Origin of the sequence: Pseudoduganella ginsengisoli, from assembly GCF_009720865.1 — a bacterium.
Classification (GTDB): Bacteria; Pseudomonadota; Gammaproteobacteria; order Burkholderiales; family Burkholderiaceae_D; genus Rugamonas; species Rugamonas ginsengisoli.
This window is the reverse complement of sequence record NZ_WNLA01000023.1, coordinates 16,043-33,606: the sequence shown is the minus strand read 5'-3', so window position 1 is coordinate 33,606 and position 17,564 is coordinate 16,043. Positions and strand designations below refer to the sequence as shown.

Here is a 17,564-nt window from a genome sequence, read left to right as displayed (position 1 = left end):
TGAAAAAGCATAGGGAACTCCTAAAAATCGTATTTCCACACAGAAATCCCCGCAACTTTAAACTGAAGTTCCACGCTGAATTCTCACCAAAAATCTCAAGCCTAAAATATTTTTCCTTTTAGATTCAAAAGGTTGCGATGTAGCCAAGATAAAATTCAACCCTTACAACGCTTTTCATCGAGCGCCTTACACCCCGCCAATTGCCAAGTATTTCCTGCCAACATTACACAAAATTACACTTATTACATGCCAAAGTGAGATTTTGTGAGATTGATCAACACCCCGTGCCGTTACAGTGCAGCTTTTTCCCTAACATCGGAACGACATGACCAAGTTTTCCCGCTTAGCCCTCCTCCCGCTGGCCGCCGCCCTGGCTGCCAGCTTGACCGCCTGCAACACAAACGACCTGAAGCCGCTGACCGTGCAGGCGACTTCGTCCACCGTCATGCAAGGCGGCAGTGGCGTCACATTAAACGCAAGCGGCGGCAGGAAGTCGGATAAGGTCACGTGGCGTTTGCTGCCGGGGGCAACGGGCACGCTGACGCCCAGCGGCGACACGCGCAGCGCGGTCTACACGCCGCCTGCCGACGTCACGGCCACAGCCACGACCACGTCCATCGAAGCGAAAATGGGGGATGAGACGCAAACCTTCGCGCTGAAATTGCAGCCGCCGCCCGCATCGGAACTGGTGGCCAGCCTGCCTGCGTGGTGGCAGGCGTACCCGAACGGTACGTCCGGCAAGCCCCTCATCCAGGGTGAACCACGCGGTTTCGCGCCGGATGGCAATGGCGGCTATTACGTGACCTATGCCGCACCGGTATTGAAATTCGTGCGCGTCAAAGCCGGCGCAGACGTTGCGGAAATCAATGGGCTGGGCAGCCAGGGCATCATTGGCGGACTTAAGGATGGCACGCTCTACCTGACGGAAGGCAGCGCCGCGCAAGGCTTGACCATCCGCAAGCGCACGCCAGATGGCAAATCAACGGTACTGACGCGCACGGCGGCGTATGACAGCAAGCAGGGGCCGGTGGACGGCGTGTCCGGCGCGGCCACCGCGTATTCGCCCCGCTTCGCCTTCGACAGCAATGGCAACCTGTATGCACTGGACGGCAGCAAAGTGCGCAAGATTGCCCAGGATGGTTCGTGGAGCACGCTGGCTGGCGATGGCTGCGACATGGCCAGCAGCGCGCCCAAATGCCCGGATGCGCCGGTCCCCGGCAAAGGCAGCAGCGCACGCCTGGCCATCCCGGTAGCCATCGCCAGTGATCCTGCCGGCACGCTGTATGTGATCGATGGCAGCTATATCCTGAAAGTCACGCAGGCTGGCGACGTCACGATCCTGGCCGGCGGCAAAGAAGACCGCAGTGTGGACGGCGACAGCGGCAGTGCGCGTTTTGAATTGCCGAATTCGCTGGCGGCCGACAGCGCAGGCAATGTGTACGTGATGGATGAAGGCAGGCTACGCCGCATCTCGTCGTCCGGCACGGTGACGACCTTGGCGGCAGGACTAGGCGCATTCCGCGACCTGGCGCATCCCGAGCTGTATGCGTCGAGGGTGCGCATGGGCGACAACGGCACGGTTGAATACTTGCGCGCGGTGGACATCCGCCGCGTGAAGGTGCAATAAGAAGGAATGCGGGGCGCAGGCTGCGCCCCGCAGCGCATCACCAGCTCGAATACGGATGGGTAATCAAGTTGGAGTTGAGGTAGCGCTTGTCGTGCGTGACTTCTTCGCCCACCCAGTCCGGCTTGTCAAATGCCTGGTCTTCGGACGGCAATTCGATTTCCGCCACCACCAGCCCGGCATTGATGCCGAGGAATTCATCGACTTCCCACACGAAGCCCGCATACGGAATGCGGCGGCGGTATTTCTCGATGATGGGCTGTTCGCACAGCTTGTCGAGGAATTCTTTAGCATCCTCCATCGGGATCGGGTATTCCCACTCGCCCCGGCTCGCGCCCACGTTCTTGCCCTTGATGGTCATAATCGCTTTGGTCCCGTCGATCCGCACGCGCACGACCCTTGACGGGTGCGACGACAGATAGCCCTGGCGCAGCAGGACGGGTTCGCCCTGCTGCATCCAGGCATCGGACGTGACGAGGAATTTACGCTCGATCTCGATGCCCATGGTTCAATCGTCCAGCGACAGCAGGATCGGCTGCAGGATCGCGCGGCCCAGCGCGGCGCTGCGCGCGCCATTCCAGCCCACGTGCGCATCCGGCAAGTCCGCATTGTCCTTGAACGGCATTTCCAGGGTCAGCGACAGGCACTGGAAGTGGTGGCCGATGTATTTCGACGCCAACGTCAGCATGTCTTCCTTGTACTTGGACGCGGCATAGCCATACGTGTCCTGGAAGTCCGGCGACGCATTCTTGTAGCGGTCAATGAAGGCTTTTTGCGCGGCGGCCTGTTCCGGCGTGAAGTTTTCCAGCATTTCATTGCCGGCCACGAAGTTGTACGGCAGCGCTTCATCACCGTGGATGTCGAAGAACATGTCGACACCGGTTTCGTGGATCTTCGTTTTCACGCACAGCACTTCCGGCGAACGTTCCAGCGTCGGCGTCATCCACTCGCGGTTCAAGTTGGCGCCCGCGGCATTGGTACGCAGGTTGCCGCGGATGGAGCCGTCCGGGTTCATGTTCGGCACGATGTAAAACGCGCAACGCTGCAGCAGCTTGCGGGCGATCGGGTTGGCGTCGTCCAGCAGCGCATCGATCATGCCTTCGACAAACCATTCCGCCATCGATTCGCCCGGATGCTGGCGCGCGATAACCCAGATTTTCTTTTCCGCTTCGGGTTCGCCGATGACCACCAGGTTCATGTCGCGGCCATCCACGGTCGAACCGATATCGAGCACGCGGGCAATCGGGTTTTCCGCCACTTCGCCCAGCAGGCGCAGGTGGCGTTCCCACGAATACGGCTCGAAGTACGCGTAATAGACGCTGTCGAGGTCCGGCGTGTGCTTGACAGTCATGACTTCGCCGTCAAACGTGGTCGGAACACGGAACCAGTTTTCCGTGTCATAGCTGGCCACGGCGTGGTAGCCCTCGTAGCCTTTGGCGTACGTGGCCTGGCCCGCATTGAGGAAGCGCATCGTCACGGCCTGGCCGCGCGCGCCCTGCAGGCGGAAGTGGAACCACTGGCGGATATCGGCGGCGTTATCGTCGCGCAGCTTCAGTTCGATGGTAGCCGGGGTATCGGCACGCACCACTTCGATGGCGCCGGAATCGAAGTTTTGGCTGATTTTGATGGTCATGGGGGTGTCCCGTGTTGTTCTCCAGGACCGCTATTTTAACGGTCCTTGGCCCCCATGTTGTAATTGCTTAGTCCACGTTTTTGCCGAGGACCTTCAACGCGGCCCGTACCCCTGCGCCATAGGCGGCATCGGCCTTGTCGAAATGCCCCAGTTGCCGCTGGATGATGTCATCGCTGACCTGGCTCAGCGGCCTGGCCAGGTTGGCAAACAGGTTTTGCTTTTCCGCCGCCGTCATCAAGCGGAACAGGTTGCCGGCCTGCGTGTAATCGTCTTCCTGGCCCCGGCCATCGTAGCGCCCGGCCGCCCCGTGCAGCGCCAGCGGACCTTCGCCATGGCCCATGCCCGTGTTGCCATGGCCGCCGGCGTTCACCGTGTCATAGTTTGGCGCATCGCCGCCATTGTGGATGGCCATCGCACCGTCGCGCTGCTGGTTGTGGAATGGGCAGCGCGGCGCATTGACAGGCAAATGCTGGTGGTTGGTGCCCACGCGGTACAGCTGCGCATCGTGATAGGCAAACATGCGGCCCTGCAGCATCTTGTCCGGCGAATAGCCCATGCCCGGCACGGCGTTGGCTGGAGAAAACGCTACCTGCTCGACTTCCGCATGGTAGTTGACCGGGTTGCGGTTCAATTCCAGCACACCGACGGCGCGCAGCGGGAAGTCCGCATGCGGCCATACCTTGGTCAAATCAAACGGGTTCCAGCCGGTGCGCGCGCTCCATGCATCGAGTTCCTGTTCCGTTGCGATCTGCACTTTGACATCCCAGCGGGGGAATTCGCCTTGATCGATGGCGTTGACCAGGTCGCGCTGCGCATAGTCAGGGTCTTGCCCGGCCAACCGCACAGCATCGGCTGCCGATAAATTCTTGATGCCCTGCTGCGTCTTCAAATGCCACTTCACGTATACGCGCTCGCCCTTGCCGTTGATCAGGCTATACGTGTGGCTGCCAAAGCCGTCCATGTGGCGGTAGCCGTCCGGCGTGCCGCGGTCCGAGAACAGCATCGTCACCTGGTGCAGGCTTTCCGGCGCCTTGCTCCAGAAATCAAACATCATCGTGGCGGATTTCAAATTCGTGCGCGGGCAGCGTTTTTGCGTGTGCACGAAGTCGGGGAACTTGATCGGGTCCTTGATGAAGAACATCGGCGTGTTATTGCCCACCAGGTCCCAATTGCCCTCTTCCGTATAAAAACGGATGGCAAAGCCCCGTGGGTCGCGTTCCGTGTCGGCACTGCCGCGCTCGCCGCCGACTGTCGAAAAGCGCACAAAGGTTTCCGTCTGTTTGCCGATTTGATTGAACAGCTTGGCTTTTGTGTATTGCGTGATGTCGTGCGTGACGGTGAACGTGCCATAGGCGCCGGAACCCTTGGCATGCACGACGCGCTCAGGAATACGCTCGCGGTTGAAATGCTGCAGTTTTTCAATCAGGTGGAAGTCTTGCAGCAATAACGGGCCGCGCGGGCCGGCGCTGAGCGAATTCTGGTTATCGGAAACGGGAATGCCGGATGCGGTGGTCAGTTGCGGCTGCTGGCTCATGGTCTCTCCTGGGATGATTGCTGAACAGTGAGGCTAGTCTACGGATTCCTGCGCTATAAATAAATTTGATTAATTTAATCGAATCAATAGGATTATTCTAAAGCTCAGATTTCATGAATGGCAATCCCTTCAATGGGGGATGCGGGACTCACCCAGGGCTTCGATTCCAGCGCTTTTTTCATGTCGGCGTAGCCAGCCTGCCACCGGGTGTGGATACCGAGCGCCGTGAAATCAATGTCTTTCGTGTGGTCTTCACTGTCGAGCCGGGGCGCTTTCAGCAGCACCACGTGCATATCGGTGCCGCAGCCCCATGACGCCAGATCGCGCACTTCCGGCAACGCCGCCACATCGGGCGGCAAGCGGTGCGACAATTCACGGATCACATGCCGCAGCCGGTGCAGCCGTTTTTGCTGTTCGATATGGCTGGCGCGGCTCGCATACTGGATTTCCTTGTGTTTTTCCAGCACGTCCAGCACGCTTTGCGGTTCCTTGCCGTCCGGGTTCCATACCTGCACGGAGAAAATCAGCGAACTGCGGCGCGGTTCATCGTCGAGCACGGCTTCAATCGGCGTGTTTGAATAAATGCCGCCATCCCAATAGGGTTCGCCATCGATTTTCACGGCGGGAAAGGCCGGCGGGATGGCGCCGGACGCCACCACATGTTCGACGCACAATGCCTCCTTCTTCGTATCAAAATAGCGCATGTGGCCGGTGCGGGCGCTGACAGCGCCCACTGTCAGGCGCAAGCCGTCGCGGTTCAGGTAATCGAAATCAACCAGCATGCCCAGGGTTTTCAGCAACGGCCCGGTACGGTAAAACGCAGCGTTTTCCACGCCGACCGCCGCATCCGGGTTGAACCACGTGGACGGATTGATGGCAAAGAAGGCGGGGATACCCTGCGTTAACGTCAGTGCATTGGCAAACGCGCGGGGCATGCCCGGATACAGGGCGGAATGGTGTTCCATCAGGGTCCAGAACTGGCGCAAGCGGTCCAGCCGCCGCGCCGGTGGATTGCCCGCGATAATCGCGCCATTCAGTGCGCCGATCGACGTGCCGATCACCCAGTCCGGCTCCATGCCCGCTTCATGCATGGCCTGATACACGCCCAGCTGGTACGCGCCCAGCGCACCGCCGCCCTGCAACACCAGCACCACCTGGTCGTGCATGAAATCCTCCTGTTGGCCGTAACGCATTTCATTTTAGCCAATCAGCGGCGCGCGCAAGGTAAGTGTGAATTTGCAATATTGTCTGTTGCGAAAATTTAACAAGATGCCATAGCCGCAAAAGGAAATTCAGTGCAAACTAGCAATCTGGGATCACCCAGCCCGCCCCCATTACAACAATAACGAGGATGTACGATGGATCAACATCAACCCGACCGGCAAAACCATGTCATGGCCAATGACGTCGACACGGCACTGAATATTGAAAAAACCAGTGGCGCCGCCAATGCGTGGGTCTACATGACACACAAGGCAGTACCGCGCGGCGTTATCAAGCGGGTGCTGGCGTTCCCTAAGTTGCGCAGAAATATTATTAAAATTAAATGATTGAGTAATGCGCCACATTGGTGGCGAACCGTGCTAGGCTAGCAATCTGTCAGTCACGGTTCAGCCTTCAGGAGGCGCCATGCATACTGTGTTGAAAAAAGCGTTGCTGCTGGCGACGCTGTTAGCTGCGGCGCGCCATGCCGCCGCAGTTGAAATCCTGGCTGCACCCGCGCAGCCGTCAACGGACGACACTTATCTTCTAGCCCTGGCCGATGCGGCCGTCACGGCCAGCCCGGCGCCGCCGGATATCTCCAACCCCAGCCCGGTTCCGGAACCGCCTGTCTACATCATGCTGCTGGTGGGCGTGGGCTTGCTGGGGCTGGTGGCGCGGCGTGAAACTGTTCCGCCAGTATTCAGAGCCGATCCAGACTGATCCCTACCGCGCCATGGCGGTAGCGTCCAGGACAATAAATATTGTTGTGGGGAAGCCTTACGTAATTGCGTTCGAGCAAGCTCCGGCATACACTTCAGTTACTTCAAAAAAACTGAAGCCTGCCACTGCGCTGCCCCGTCCATGCACGCAACCTGATGCCACCCGAACACCTGGTGAGCCATTTGCGAGGGCGCGATGTCCCACACCTTATACCCCTTTGAGAACCTGGAAGCCGTGAAAACGTACGCCATCTTGCTGGACCGGCAAGTCGGCGTACTGGCAGCCTGGAAATTTATGCTGGAACGTGGCTTTGCTCCGGAAGATATTGTGCTGACCCTGGCGCCGCTGCCAGAACCGGCTGCGCTGGAAGAATCGCAGAGCTGACTTTACGCCGCGCAGCCAGCCATCCAGCCAGCCCCGCCAGCAACAGCCCTGCCGTATGCGGTTCCGGTATCTGGACCGGCAAACGCTCCGCCAGGAAATACCCGGTGACGCCGCTGCAATAGCCCGGTCCGCCGCACTGCGTCCCGATATACGGGTCGCCCCGCAGTAAATCGACGGTCCACAGCGCCTGGCCGGACATGGCCAATTCCACTTCCGTCGTGTTGTAGCTAAGACTGCCCGCCACGCCACCCACGCGATCGAATTGCAAATCAAACTTGTCGTACACGCCTGCTGCCAGCGGCGGCCGGTGGCCGTCACTGCCCTGCGCAAATGAATACCCCATGTACACGATACCGGCATCGATGGCCGTCATCGCGCACGCCACTCCGGCGCAGCCGGAATAGTCCAGGAAAGCGCTGCCGCGCCAATACGCGTCGTCGGTAATGCGCAGCACAGCATCGAAACCCGGCAACTCGGCAGACGGCGTCACGGTATGCCAGCGGTAAATCACTTCGGCCGTGGCAGGCAACGCGGATAACAGCCCCAGCAAGAGCAAACTGTAATGTTTCATTATTTTCTCCTTATTCGGACAAGATTAATGAAATTACAATTTTTACGCCGCGCGATTGGATGCGGTTTGATGCGGATTGAGAAGCACGTCCGCACAAGGTGCGGACGCTCAGGCAGGAATCGTTACGCGAGTTTGGCTTTGAAGAAGTCGATGGTACGCTGCCACGCCAGCTTGGCGGCGGCTGCATCGAAACGCGGCGTCGTGTCGTTGTTGAAGCCATGCTCGACACCAGGGTACGTGTAGTGCTCGTACTTGACGCCCGCCTCCTTCAGCGCAGCTTCATACGCAGGCCAGCCGGCCAGGATGCGCTGGTCATTGCCGGCATCGTGGATCAGCAGCGGCGCCTTGATGCGCGCCACGTCGGTAGCAGGCGGCTGCGCGCCATAGAACGGCACGGCGGCCGCCAGTTCCGGCAGTTGCGTGGCCAGGTAATTGGCCACGCCGCCGCCAAAGCAGAAACCCACCACGCCCAGCTTGCCATTGCCGCCCGGCTGCGCTTCCAGCCATTTGGCGGCCGCCACGAAGTCGGCGCGGGTCTTGGCAGGATCGAGCTTGGCAAATTCCGCGCGCGCCTTGTCTTCATCGCCCGGATAGCCGCCCAGCGGGGTCAGCGCATCTGGCGCAAACGCGATAAAGCCGTCTGCAGCCAGGCGGCGGGCGATATCTTCGATGTGCGGGTTCAAACCGCGGTTTTCATGCACGACCAGCACCAGCGGCAATTTACCTTTGGCATTGGCAGGCGTCACCAGGTAGCCGCGTACCGTGCCATAGCCTTGCGGCGACGGGTATTCGACGAACTTGGCATTGATGCGCTTGTCATCCTTTTCCACCACGGGTGCGGCAAAGCTGGGGCTCAGGGCCGCCAGCAAGCCTGCCGCGGTGGCGCCGCCCACCGCATAGCGGCTGGCGCTGGACAAGAATTCGCGGCGGTCGATGCCGCCGTGGACGTACTGGTCAAACAGTTTCAATACTTCGGGATCGAAGTCGGCTGCGGTTTTACGGGTCACGAAACGTCTCCTTTCAGTCTGCGGTGGGCGCCAGTGTAGCGCACGGCCCCCTTAAAGTTGATCTACTTTTGTTGCATATGCTTACACATTTACAAAAAATATTGCCTGTTAAACCATTCATACGGGGAATATCTATGATCAGCACAAAAAATTGGACTTGTTAGCGATACCACCGTACCATTCACTTGTCTCCTCCATTTCTTCCCAAAGAATTGGATTCAGCCCGCTCCCTGAGCGGGCTTTTTTTTATTCAACGCGCGCGCCGGTATTCGCCACATGGCTTGCCCGTCCACTGCTTGAAGGCGCGCTGGAACGCGCCACTGTCGGAAAAGCCCAGGTCAGCGGCAATCGCCGCCAGTCCCGCATCGGACGTCGACAGGCGTGAGATGGCCAGGTCGCGCCGCAAATGGTCCTTGATACGCTGCAAATTCGTCCCTTCGGCCGCCAATTGCCGCTGCAGCGTGGCGCGCGACCGGTGCAATTGCCTGGCCACCGCATGCACGTCCGGCCACTCCGGGTAAGCGCGCAGCAGCGCGTTGCGCGCTTCCTGGCTGACCTGCCCCAGCACGCGCGGCGGCGCAATGATCTGGCCAAAGGAATCCGACAGGAATGCGCGCAGCGCCATTTCATCGTGCAGCACAGGTGTCTGCACTTGCGCCAGGTCGAACCAGAATCCCGTCTCAGCCTGCCCGTAGCGGCGCTCGGCGGGAAACGCCACCGCATAGCCATCCGCATCGTCCGGCGCGGCAATGGCGAAGTCGAAATGCCGCACCCGCAGCGAGCCGCCGATCAGCCACGCTGCCAGCCGCCAGAACACACGTACCAGCGTATGCAACAGGAACGGTTGCGGTGGCCGGTCGCTGCGCAGCCAATGCATTTGCAGGCCAGCCTCATGCCGGCTTTCCTGCAGCGTGAATTGCAAATCGTCTTGCAGCAAATTGACGGCGGCCGCCATGCGCTTCAAGGCCGTCCGCAAATCCGGCGCCCACATGCCCACCCGCGCCACAAGGCCGAAACTGCCCTGCTTGAATGGACGGGAAAACATGCCCAGCCCTTCATCTTGCAAATCCAGCGCAATGGCGTAAAACAGGGCAATGAACTGGCCCGTGGTCACGCCCGGATGGTTGCTTTGCTCCAGCGCGTCGGCGGCAATGCCGGCGCGCTCCAGGTAAGGCGCAATGTTTTGGCCTTTTTCCTGCAGGGCCGCCAGCATGCCCCGCACGAACGTAAATTGCAGCAGCGGTTCAGCAGAGGGAATCAGCGTGGTTTGATGGGGCATTCCAAGGCTGGCAATCGGGTGAATGACGGAGCAGTGTACGCCAACAATGAGGCGAAATGCCATCAACTTGATGTGCCTCGCCATTGCCCGGCTGTGGCCCGTTTTTTACACTGGCGTCAGGCCGTCGCCTTGCACGGCAAAAAACTGGGTTGAGAGGAGACTAATGATGGGTAGGCTGGACGGTAAGGTAGCACTGGTAACGGGTTCAGGCCGGGGCATCGGCCGCAGCGTGGCGCTGCAATTGGCGGCGCAAGGTGCGCGCGTGGTGGTCAATGACCTCGATGCGGATCCTGCAAACGCCGTGGTGGAAGAAATCAAGGCGGCCGGTGGCGAAGCGGTTGCATGCTTTGGCAGCGTGACGGCCACGGACTTCGCGGAACGCTTCATCAAGACGGCGGTCGACCACTATCAAGGCATCGACATCATCGTCAACAACGCGGGCTACACGTGGGACAACGTGATCCAGAAAATGACGGATGAACAGTGGTACGCCATCATTGACTGCCACCTGACGGCGCCATTCCGCATCCTGCGCGCCGCGTATCCTGTGCTGTCCGCGCAGACCAAGCTCGAAGCTGCCGAAGGCCGCGAAGTGTTCCGCAAAGTCGTCAACGTGTCATCGATTGCCGCCAATGGCAATGCGGGCCAGGCCAACTGCTCCGCCGCGAAAGCCGGTATTGTCGGCCTGACCAAGACCCTGTCTAAAGAATGGGGGCGCCTGAAAGTCAACGTCAATTGCGTGGCGTTCGGCCACATTGAAACCCGCTTGACGGAACCGCTGTCCGGCACGGAAAGCAAGACCGTCAACATTGAAGGCCGTGAAATCAAGGTCGGCATCGGCGAGCAGGTGGTGGAAATGTCGAAGAAGATGATTCCACTGGGCCGTCCCGGCAAGCCGGATGAAGCAGCGGGGGCGATCCTGATGCTGTGCGGTCCGGAATCGGATTATGTATCGGGCCAGCTGGTGGTCTGCGGCGGCGGCCTCAACGGCCTGTGAAAGGAACCATGAACATGCTGCCGCAACTGCATCAACACGCATGGATGGACGCCGATATCGAAGCGTTCCGCGACCAGGTCCGCCGCTACGTCAGCGCGGAGATGGTCCCGCATCTGGAAGGCTGGCGCAAGCAAGGCTACATCCCCCGCGAAGTCTGGCGTCCATTTGGCGAACTGGGTTTCATGTTGCCGGAACTGGCCGAAGAATATGGCGGCCCTGGCGCCACGCTGGCCTACCAGCTGGTGGTTCAGGATGAACTGGCGAAGGCCGAGGTGCCGGCCAACACCGCCGTGCACACGATTGCCGCCCACTACATCCTCGATTACGGCACGGAAGAACAAAAGCAGCGCTGGCTGCCGAAGCTGGCCAGCGGCGAAATGCTGGCCGGTATCGCGATGACGGAACCGGGCTGCGGCTCCGACCTGAAGGCCGTGCGCACGCGCGCCAGGCTGGAAGGCGGTCATTACGTGGTCGATGGCGCCAAGACTTTCATCACCAATGGCTACACGGCCAACTTGCTGGTGCTGGTCGTGCGTACCGGCGACGCGGGCGCGAAAGGCGTGTCGCTGCTGGTGGTCGAGACGGAAAATTTGCCGGGCTTTTCAGTGGGCCGCCGCCTGTCGAAAATCGGCATGCATGCATCCGATACGGCGGAGCTGGCGTTTGAAGGCATGCGTGTCCCCGCCGCCAACTTGCTGGGCGGTGAAGAAGGCCGCGGCTTTGGCCAGTTGATGAGCCAACTGGCGTATGAGCGCATGCTGCTGTGCGTACCCGCTGCCGCCGTCATTGAACGGGCGGTGGAACTGACGGTCGAATACACGAAAGAGCGCAAGGCGTTCGGCAAGTCAATTGCCGACTTCCAGAACACGCAATTCAAGCTGGCCGAATGCGCCACCTTGGCCCACGTGGTGCGTTCATTCGTCAACGATTGCGTCCAGCGCCTGCTCGATGGCAAACTCGATCCGGAAGCCGCATACATGGCCAAGTGGTGGTGCACCGAACAGCAGTGCAAAGTCACGGACGAATGCCTGCAGCTGTTCGGCGGCTATGGCTACATGGAGGAATACCCGATTGCCCGCCTGTACGCCGATTCCCGCATCCAGAAAATCTATGGCGGCACCAATGAAATCATGAAAGACTTGATTGCCCGTAAGGTACTGGCCTGACATGACTACCTCCCCCACTTTGTCCATCCAGCCGCTGGCCGGCGTCCGCATTGTTGAATTCGAAGGCATCGGACCCGGCCCGCTGTGCGGCGCGATCCTGGCCGGCATGGGCGCCGCCATCACGCTGGTCACGCGTCCGCAAAAAGGCTTGGCGGACATGCTGGCGGGCGGCGCCGCCAACCCGCTGCGGGAAGGCAAGCACGAAGTGCAGCTGGACTTGAAAGACCCGCAGCAGTTGCGGCAGGCGCTGGACATCGTCGCGCAGGCCGATGCGCTGATCGAAGGCAACCGGCCCGGCGTGATGGAGCGGCTCGGCCTGGGGCCCGCGCATTGCGCCGCCGTCAATCCCCGCATCGTCTATGGCCGCATGACGGGCTGGGGCCAGGATGGTCCACTGGCGCAGGCGGCCGGCCATGACATCAATTACGTGGCGCTGACGGGCATGCTGTCGCTGGGCTGGCGGGATGGCGAGCGGCCGGTCCCGGTGCCGACCATGATGGGCGACGCCCCCGGTGCGCTGGGCCTGGCATTTGGCATGGTGTCGGCCATCCTGCATGCGCGCACCACGGGAAAAGGCAGCGTGGTCGATGGCGCCATCGTCGATACCGTGGCCATGCTGGGCGGGATTGCGCAACTGGTCATGGCAGGCGGCCAGCTGGGCGGGCCCGCGCCCAGCCCGTTCCACGATTCACCGTTCTATGACAGCTACCGCTGCGCCGATGGCCGCTGGATCACCATCGGTGCGCTGGAACCGCAATTCTATGCGCTGCTGCTGCAAAAACTGGGGCTGCACGACGTCGATCCGAAGCGGCAGTACGACACCGCCGCCTGGCCGGCCTTGAAGGCGCGCTTCGCGGCGCTGTTCCTGTCGCAGCCGTGCAGCCATTGGTGCGAACTGATGGAGGGTACCGATGTATGCTTCGCGCCCGTGCTGACCGTGGCGGAAGCGCGCCGGCATCCGCACAATGCTGCCCGCGGCATTTTTAACGCCGATGGCAGTGCCCGCGCGGCGCCGCGCGTGACTGCTTTGCCGGAGGCATCGGACGGCCGGTAAAGCCGGTTTCCCGCTTGCCTTTACCCATGCCATATGCGTTAATTCGTATACTTTATCTGCACTAAAGGTAACGGCATGGCCCTGGTAGTTCAGACCCTTTCCGAGCAAATTTTCACGCTGGTGCGCGACCGCATCATTGCCGGCCACATCCCGCCGGATACGCCGATCCGGCAAGATGCGCTGGCCGCAGAACTGGGTGTCAGCAAAATTCCGCTGCGCGAAGCGCTGGCCCGGCTGGAACAGGAATGCCTGCTGGTGTCCCACGCCAACCGGGGTTTCTTCGTGCGGCCGTTGAGCGCGGAAGAAGCGGAAGAAGTCTATGCATTGCGCCTGCAACTGGAACCGGACGCCGTCAGCGCAGCGTGCAAGGTGGCCACGCAAGACGACAAGGCTGCGGCGAAGCTGGCATTAAAGGCGCTCGATAAAGCCATGGTGGGAAACAAGGAACTGGTGGGCAGCTTGAACCGCGCGTTCCACATGTCGCTGGTGCAGCCGCTGGGGCGCCCGCTGACGATACAGATCATTGAACGGCTGAACATCATGTCGGAGCGCTACGTGCGCAAACACCTGGAGCCGGCCGGCCGCGACGACCGCGCGCACAAGGAACACCTGGCCATGCTGGAGTTATGGTCGGAGGGGAAAGCCAAGGCCGTGGCGTCGATGATGCATGACCATATTGCCTCGACCCTGGAAGATTTGCGGCGGGAATTCAGGAATTAAAAAAGCGGGGCTCATCTGAAATGAACCCCGCCTTTTCTCCCTCTTTCGCCCTTAAGGGGCTGTCACGAATAGCAGTCGTTCTTCGCCTTCCCCGACGCATCCAGCGACACGCGCGCACTGTCCATCCGCGCCGCGTGCATGTAAAACACGTCCGCCTTGATGTGGTGGTTGTCGCCATAGACTTCCGCCAGCAGCGCGTAGATCTCCGGGTCATGCGCCTGCAAATCCTGCGCATTGACGACTGTCAGCGTATCGGTAATGTAAGCCTTGTTGGAATTGAACCAGAACTGCGTCCCTTCCGCCCAATACTCTTCCAGCGTGTTGGCCATATACGCGCCCTGCCACAAGCGCTTTTCGCGCGCATGGGCGTACGCCTTTTCCAGGCGCGCGATCAAGGCCGGATCCGTCGTGCGCAATGCCCACATGATGTTGTGCGAGAACTCGTGCACCATGATGTTTTCGCCAAAGTAGCGCGTCTTCGGCACACCCATGATGTTTTCCTCGGCCCCCGTCGTGAACAGGCCGCCCATGCCGCGCGAACGCGCATTCCAGTATTCGCGGTCCGTCATCAGGGCGATGGTTTTCGCATAGTCGCGCACTTCGCACTTGGTCAGGCGGGGATCGTCGATGGCCGGCTTTTTCCAGTCGCGCTGTTCGGGCAAATCCATCGTTCCTTCCGAGACCGCCATGACGCCGACACGGGCGCCCTGCCGCACCAGTTCATCGCGCACGTCGGGACGGTGCGCCAGCATGGCGTTGACGATGTCGCGCGTTGCCAGCAGCGCTTCGTCCGGCACCAGGCTGGAACTGGTCACCGGGATACCCTGCGCGTCGGCATACTTGGTGTAAAACGGATCGAGGTGCAGGCGCGCAGGCGGCGCTGAAACGCCCGCCACGTCAGGAGGCACAACGGGCGCCACATTGGCGCACGCCGACAAGCCGATGGCCAGGACCGTGGCAGACAATGCCAAGGCCGGGCTGAATGTATATTTCTTCATGGTCAGAATTTATAAGTCACACGAGCGTAGTAGGCACGGCCGATCGGGTCCGACAGGCGCGGGTCATAGCCGGTCTGCGGGTTGGCGTTCTGGTTGGAGAATGGCGGGTCCGTGTTCAGCAGGTTTTTCACGCCGGCCGTGATGGTCATGTTCCTGAAGCCCGTATAGGCAGCCGACAGCGCCCACACGGAATTGGGCTTCACGTCGCGCACGTACTGCGCCGCCACGGCATTCTGGTCCGTGTAGCCGGACGTATAGCGCTGCGACAAGGTCGCGCTCCATGCGCCGTCGAGCCAGCGCACCGAGAAATTATGCTTCCAGCGCGTGGCGCCGTTGTATACGCCGATGCTTTCAAACGGCTCGCTGTCCGGCGTGGTTTGCCACACGTTGCCGGTGACGTAGGTGCCGTTGAACCACGTATCGAACGAACCAATCTGCGTCGCCGGGAAGCGGTATTGCATCGTCACGTCGATGCCGCTGCTCTGGCGGATGCCCAGGTTCGCCAGCGACGACAGGTTCACATAATCGAGCGCCGTGCCGCCGGCGTTGTAGTGGAAGCGGTCGCGGTATTTATCGAAGTCGGCAAACAGTTCGGCTTCCGTCAGCGATGAACCGATACCGTCCGTGACTTTGATGCGCCAGTAATCAATCGACGCCGTCAAATCCTTGACCGGTTCGAAGACCACGCCATACGAGTACGAGCGCGACTTTTCCGGCTGCAAGTCCGGGTTGCCGCCGCTCTTGCCCGGCTGGACCGAATGGCATGCCGTCAGCGGGTTGACGCCAGCCTTGGCCACGCCGTTAGGGCACAGCAGCGGATCGTCATACGCGCCCACCGTGTTGGTGTCGTATGCGGGCGAATGCAATTCATACAGCGACGGTGCGCGGAAGCCCGTGCTGGCCGAGCCGCGGAACATCAGCGACTTCATGGGCTGGAAGCGGATGCCGACCTTGGGGTTGAACGTATTGCCCGCATCGCTGTAGCGGTCCGAACGCGCTGCCAGCTGCAATTCCAGCGTCTTGTGCAACGGCGCAGACAATTCCGCATAGAAGGCCGACAGGCTGCGCGACGTGTCTTTATCCTTCACGCCAAACAAGCCGGTGGCGCGGTAGATCGACGCCTGGTCGACGATTGGATGGTTGACGGTATAGCTGGAGTGTTCCGTGCGGTGTTCGGCGCCGATGGCCAGCGCCAGCGGGCCGCCCGGCAGCGCCATCAGCTCGCGCGTAGCGCGCGCATCGATGCCCGCGTTGCGCGCACGGGCCGTCAGCGCATTGCCGATCAACAGCGCATCGCGCAGGTAGGCGGCGCCCTTCGCGTCCTGCAAGCCAAACGGATTCAGCGTGCCGGAATCGATGCCTGGCTGGATCAGTGCATCCTTGACATAGCCGCCGGTGAAATCCTGCGTGACTTTGGTTTTCGCGTAGCTGGCGCCGCCCGTCAGGTCCCATCCAAACGCGGAGCCTTCCACGTTCAGTACGAAGCGGTCAGACAGCGCCAGGTTGGTCGATGTGCGCTGCCCTGCTTCCAGCGGCCGCCAGTTGACCGTCAAGTCTTCGCCCGTCAAAGCGCTGACGGCGGGATTGCCGCCGGCGCCGCCCGGATACCATTTGTTATCGGCGCGCATTTTCAAGCCCGTCAGCGGCGGCGGTGCGATGCGGCTGATGTTTTCACTTTCCGAGTGCAGGTAATCCAGCGTGGCCAGGCCATATTCGCCGAAGCGCAGCGCTCCTTTGGCGTACGCCGTAGTCTGCTTGGTATCGGGAATGTCGTCCACCAGGCGCGCATAATCCTGGCGGCACGTGCCCATGTCTTTCACGCCATTACCGGCCTGCGGTACCGTATCCGGAGCAAAGCAGCCGGACGCGAAGCGCGGGTTGCCCGTGATGCCTTTGGCGGAAAAAAAGTTCGCGGGGAACGTGGTGCCGCTGGTTTTATTGATGCCGTATGCCGGCTGGATGCCGGTGGACGAATACGGCCGGTCGATGGAACGCACGCGCGACTGGTCATGGTGGTCGATGATGCCGAAAACGTTGTAGCCATCCTTGTCCAGGTTGCCGAAGCCGGCCGTCACATTGGCGCGCTTTTCATTGCCGCCGGTCTGCTGCGGCGCGATGGCTTCGGCCGTCGCGGACACGCCGTTGAAGGAACGCTTGGTAATGAAGTTGATGACGCCCGCCACTGCATCGGTGCCGTAAATGTGCGACGCGCCGTCACGCAGCACTTCCACGCGGTCCAGCGCGGCGAATGGAATCGCATACAAGTCGACGCTGCTGCCATCGAACGGGTGGTTGGCCAGGCGGCGGCCATTGAGCAGCACCAGCGTGCGGTCGTCCCCCAAGCCGCGCAAATTGGCGGACGATTTGCCGCCGCCGTCAAAGCCGATGCTGGTGCTGCTGACGGTGACTTGCTGGTTGGCCGAGACCGAGTTCAATACTTCTTCAACGGTCGTCATGCCTTTGCTGACGAATTCCTCGGCCTTGATGACGGTGACGGGCAACGCGGATTCGCCATCGATACGCTTGATGGACGAACCGGTCACGGTCACGCGCTGTACTGCCTGATCCTGCGCCAGCGCGGGGGCTGCGCTGCCGAAGGCCAGCAAGATGGCCAAGTGAATGCGATTCTTTTGCAACATGGTGTCTCCCTGAATATGACGTCTTATAAAAAGCT

General features: G+C 60.8%; 16 protein-coding genes. 7 read left to right on the top strand and 9 right to left on the bottom strand.

Annotated elements, in window-relative coordinates; genetic code table 11:
• Positions 1-325: 325 nt before the first annotated feature.
• On the top strand, positions 326-1,627 hold the full coding sequence (locus GM668_RS24950; RefSeq protein WP_155441686.1) for an NHL domain-containing protein: 1,302 nt from the start codon (positions 326-328) through the stop codon (positions 1,625-1,627).
• Positions 1,628-1,664: 37 nt separating this feature from the next.
• Here the strand turns inward: GM668_RS24950 and GM668_RS24945 are convergent, their stop codons facing one another.
• The 4 genes from GM668_RS24945 to GM668_RS24930 form a co-directional block, all read right to left on the bottom strand.
• Positions 1,665-2,129 carry a CYTH domain-containing protein gene (locus tag GM668_RS24945; RefSeq protein WP_155441685.1) on the bottom strand — a complete coding sequence of 155 codons (465 nt, stop codon included), beginning with the start codon at positions 2,127-2,129 and terminating at the stop codon, positions 1,665-1,667.
• A gap of 3 nt (positions 2,130-2,132) precedes the next feature.
• Positions 2,133-3,257, bottom strand: a complete 1,125-nt coding sequence (locus GM668_RS24940; RefSeq protein ID WP_155441684.1) for a M14 family metallopeptidase — start codon at positions 3,255-3,257, stop codon at positions 2,133-2,135.
• A gap of 67 nt (positions 3,258-3,324) precedes the next feature.
• Positions 3,325-4,791, bottom strand: a complete 1,467-nt coding sequence (locus GM668_RS24935; RefSeq protein ID WP_155441683.1) for a catalase — start codon at positions 4,789-4,791, stop codon at positions 3,325-3,327.
• Positions 4,792-4,895: 104 nt separating this feature from the next.
• Entirely contained in the window at positions 4,896-5,957 is a 1,062-nt protein-coding gene (locus GM668_RS24930) for a patatin-like phospholipase family protein (protein WP_155441682.1), read from the bottom strand.
• Between the two features lie 192 nt (positions 5,958-6,149).
• Here GM668_RS24930 and GM668_RS24925 point away from each other — a divergent pair, with 192 nt between their 5' ends.
• Together GM668_RS24925 and GM668_RS24920 are read left to right on the top strand one after the other, a co-directional pair.
• On the top strand, positions 6,150-6,341 hold the full coding sequence (locus tag GM668_RS24925) for a hypothetical protein (RefSeq protein ID WP_155441681.1): 192 nt from the start codon (positions 6,150-6,152) through the stop codon (positions 6,339-6,341).
• Positions 6,342-6,420: 79 nt separating this feature from the next.
• Positions 6,421-6,714: a PEP-CTERM sorting domain-containing protein gene (locus GM668_RS24920; protein WP_155441680.1), complete on the top strand. Its 294-nt coding sequence runs from the start codon at positions 6,421-6,423 to the stop codon at positions 6,712-6,714.
• Between the two features lie 292 nt (positions 6,715-7,006).
• On the opposite strand, the gene GM668_RS24915 is transcribed toward GM668_RS24920, so the two are convergent.
• From GM668_RS24915 to GM668_RS24905, 3 genes are all read right to left on the bottom strand, one after another.
• Positions 7,007-7,669 carry a PEP-CTERM sorting domain-containing protein gene (locus GM668_RS24915; protein WP_155441679.1) on the bottom strand — a complete coding sequence of 221 codons (663 nt, stop codon included), beginning with the start codon at positions 7,667-7,669 and terminating at the stop codon, positions 7,007-7,009.
• A 122-nt stretch (positions 7,670-7,791) separates the two neighbouring features.
• Complete coding sequence (locus GM668_RS24910; protein ID WP_170305816.1) at positions 7,792-8,676, bottom strand: dienelactone hydrolase family protein; 885 nt, start codon at positions 8,674-8,676, stop codon at positions 7,792-7,794.
• 250 nt (positions 8,677-8,926) lie between these two features.
• Entirely contained in the window at positions 8,927-10,018 is a 1,092-nt protein-coding gene (locus tag GM668_RS24905; RefSeq protein WP_170305815.1) for an AraC family transcriptional regulator, read from the bottom strand.
• A 100-nt stretch (positions 10,019-10,118) separates the two neighbouring features.
• Here GM668_RS24905 and GM668_RS24900 point away from each other — a divergent pair, with 100 nt between their 5' ends.
• The 4 genes from GM668_RS24900 to GM668_RS24885 all read left to right on the top strand — a co-directional run bounded on the left by GM668_RS24900 (position 10,119) and on the right by GM668_RS24885 (position 13,892).
• Complete coding sequence (locus GM668_RS24900) at positions 10,119-10,952, top strand: SDR family NAD(P)-dependent oxidoreductase (protein ID WP_155441677.1); 834 nt, start codon at positions 10,119-10,121, stop codon at positions 10,950-10,952.
• Between the two features lie 14 nt (positions 10,953-10,966).
• Entirely contained in the window at positions 10,967-12,118 is a 1,152-nt protein-coding gene (locus GM668_RS24895; RefSeq protein WP_155441676.1) for an acyl-CoA dehydrogenase family protein, read from the top strand.
• A 1-nt stretch (position 12,119) separates the two neighbouring features.
• Positions 12,120-13,172, top strand: a complete 1,053-nt coding sequence (locus GM668_RS24890; RefSeq protein WP_155441675.1) for a CaiB/BaiF CoA transferase family protein — start codon at positions 12,120-12,122, stop codon at positions 13,170-13,172.
• Between the two features lie 75 nt (positions 13,173-13,247).
• Positions 13,248-13,892 carry a GntR family transcriptional regulator gene (locus GM668_RS24885; protein ID WP_155441674.1) on the top strand — a complete coding sequence of 215 codons (645 nt, stop codon included), beginning with the start codon at positions 13,248-13,250 and terminating at the stop codon, positions 13,890-13,892.
• A 62-nt stretch (positions 13,893-13,954) separates the two neighbouring features.
• On the opposite strand, the gene GM668_RS24880 is transcribed toward GM668_RS24885, so the two are convergent.
• Both GM668_RS24880 and GM668_RS24875 read right to left on the bottom strand, forming a co-directional pair.
• Positions 13,955-14,890 (bottom strand): hypothetical protein, encoded by a 936-nt coding sequence (locus tag GM668_RS24880; protein WP_211923453.1) that lies wholly within the window; start codon positions 14,888-14,890, stop codon positions 13,955-13,957.
• Positions 14,891-14,892: 2 nt separating this feature from the next.
• Positions 14,893-17,529 carry a TonB-dependent receptor gene (locus GM668_RS24875; protein WP_155441673.1) on the bottom strand — a complete coding sequence of 879 codons (2,637 nt, stop codon included), beginning with the start codon at positions 17,527-17,529 and terminating at the stop codon, positions 14,893-14,895.
• Positions 17,530-17,564: the final 35 nt, after the last annotated feature.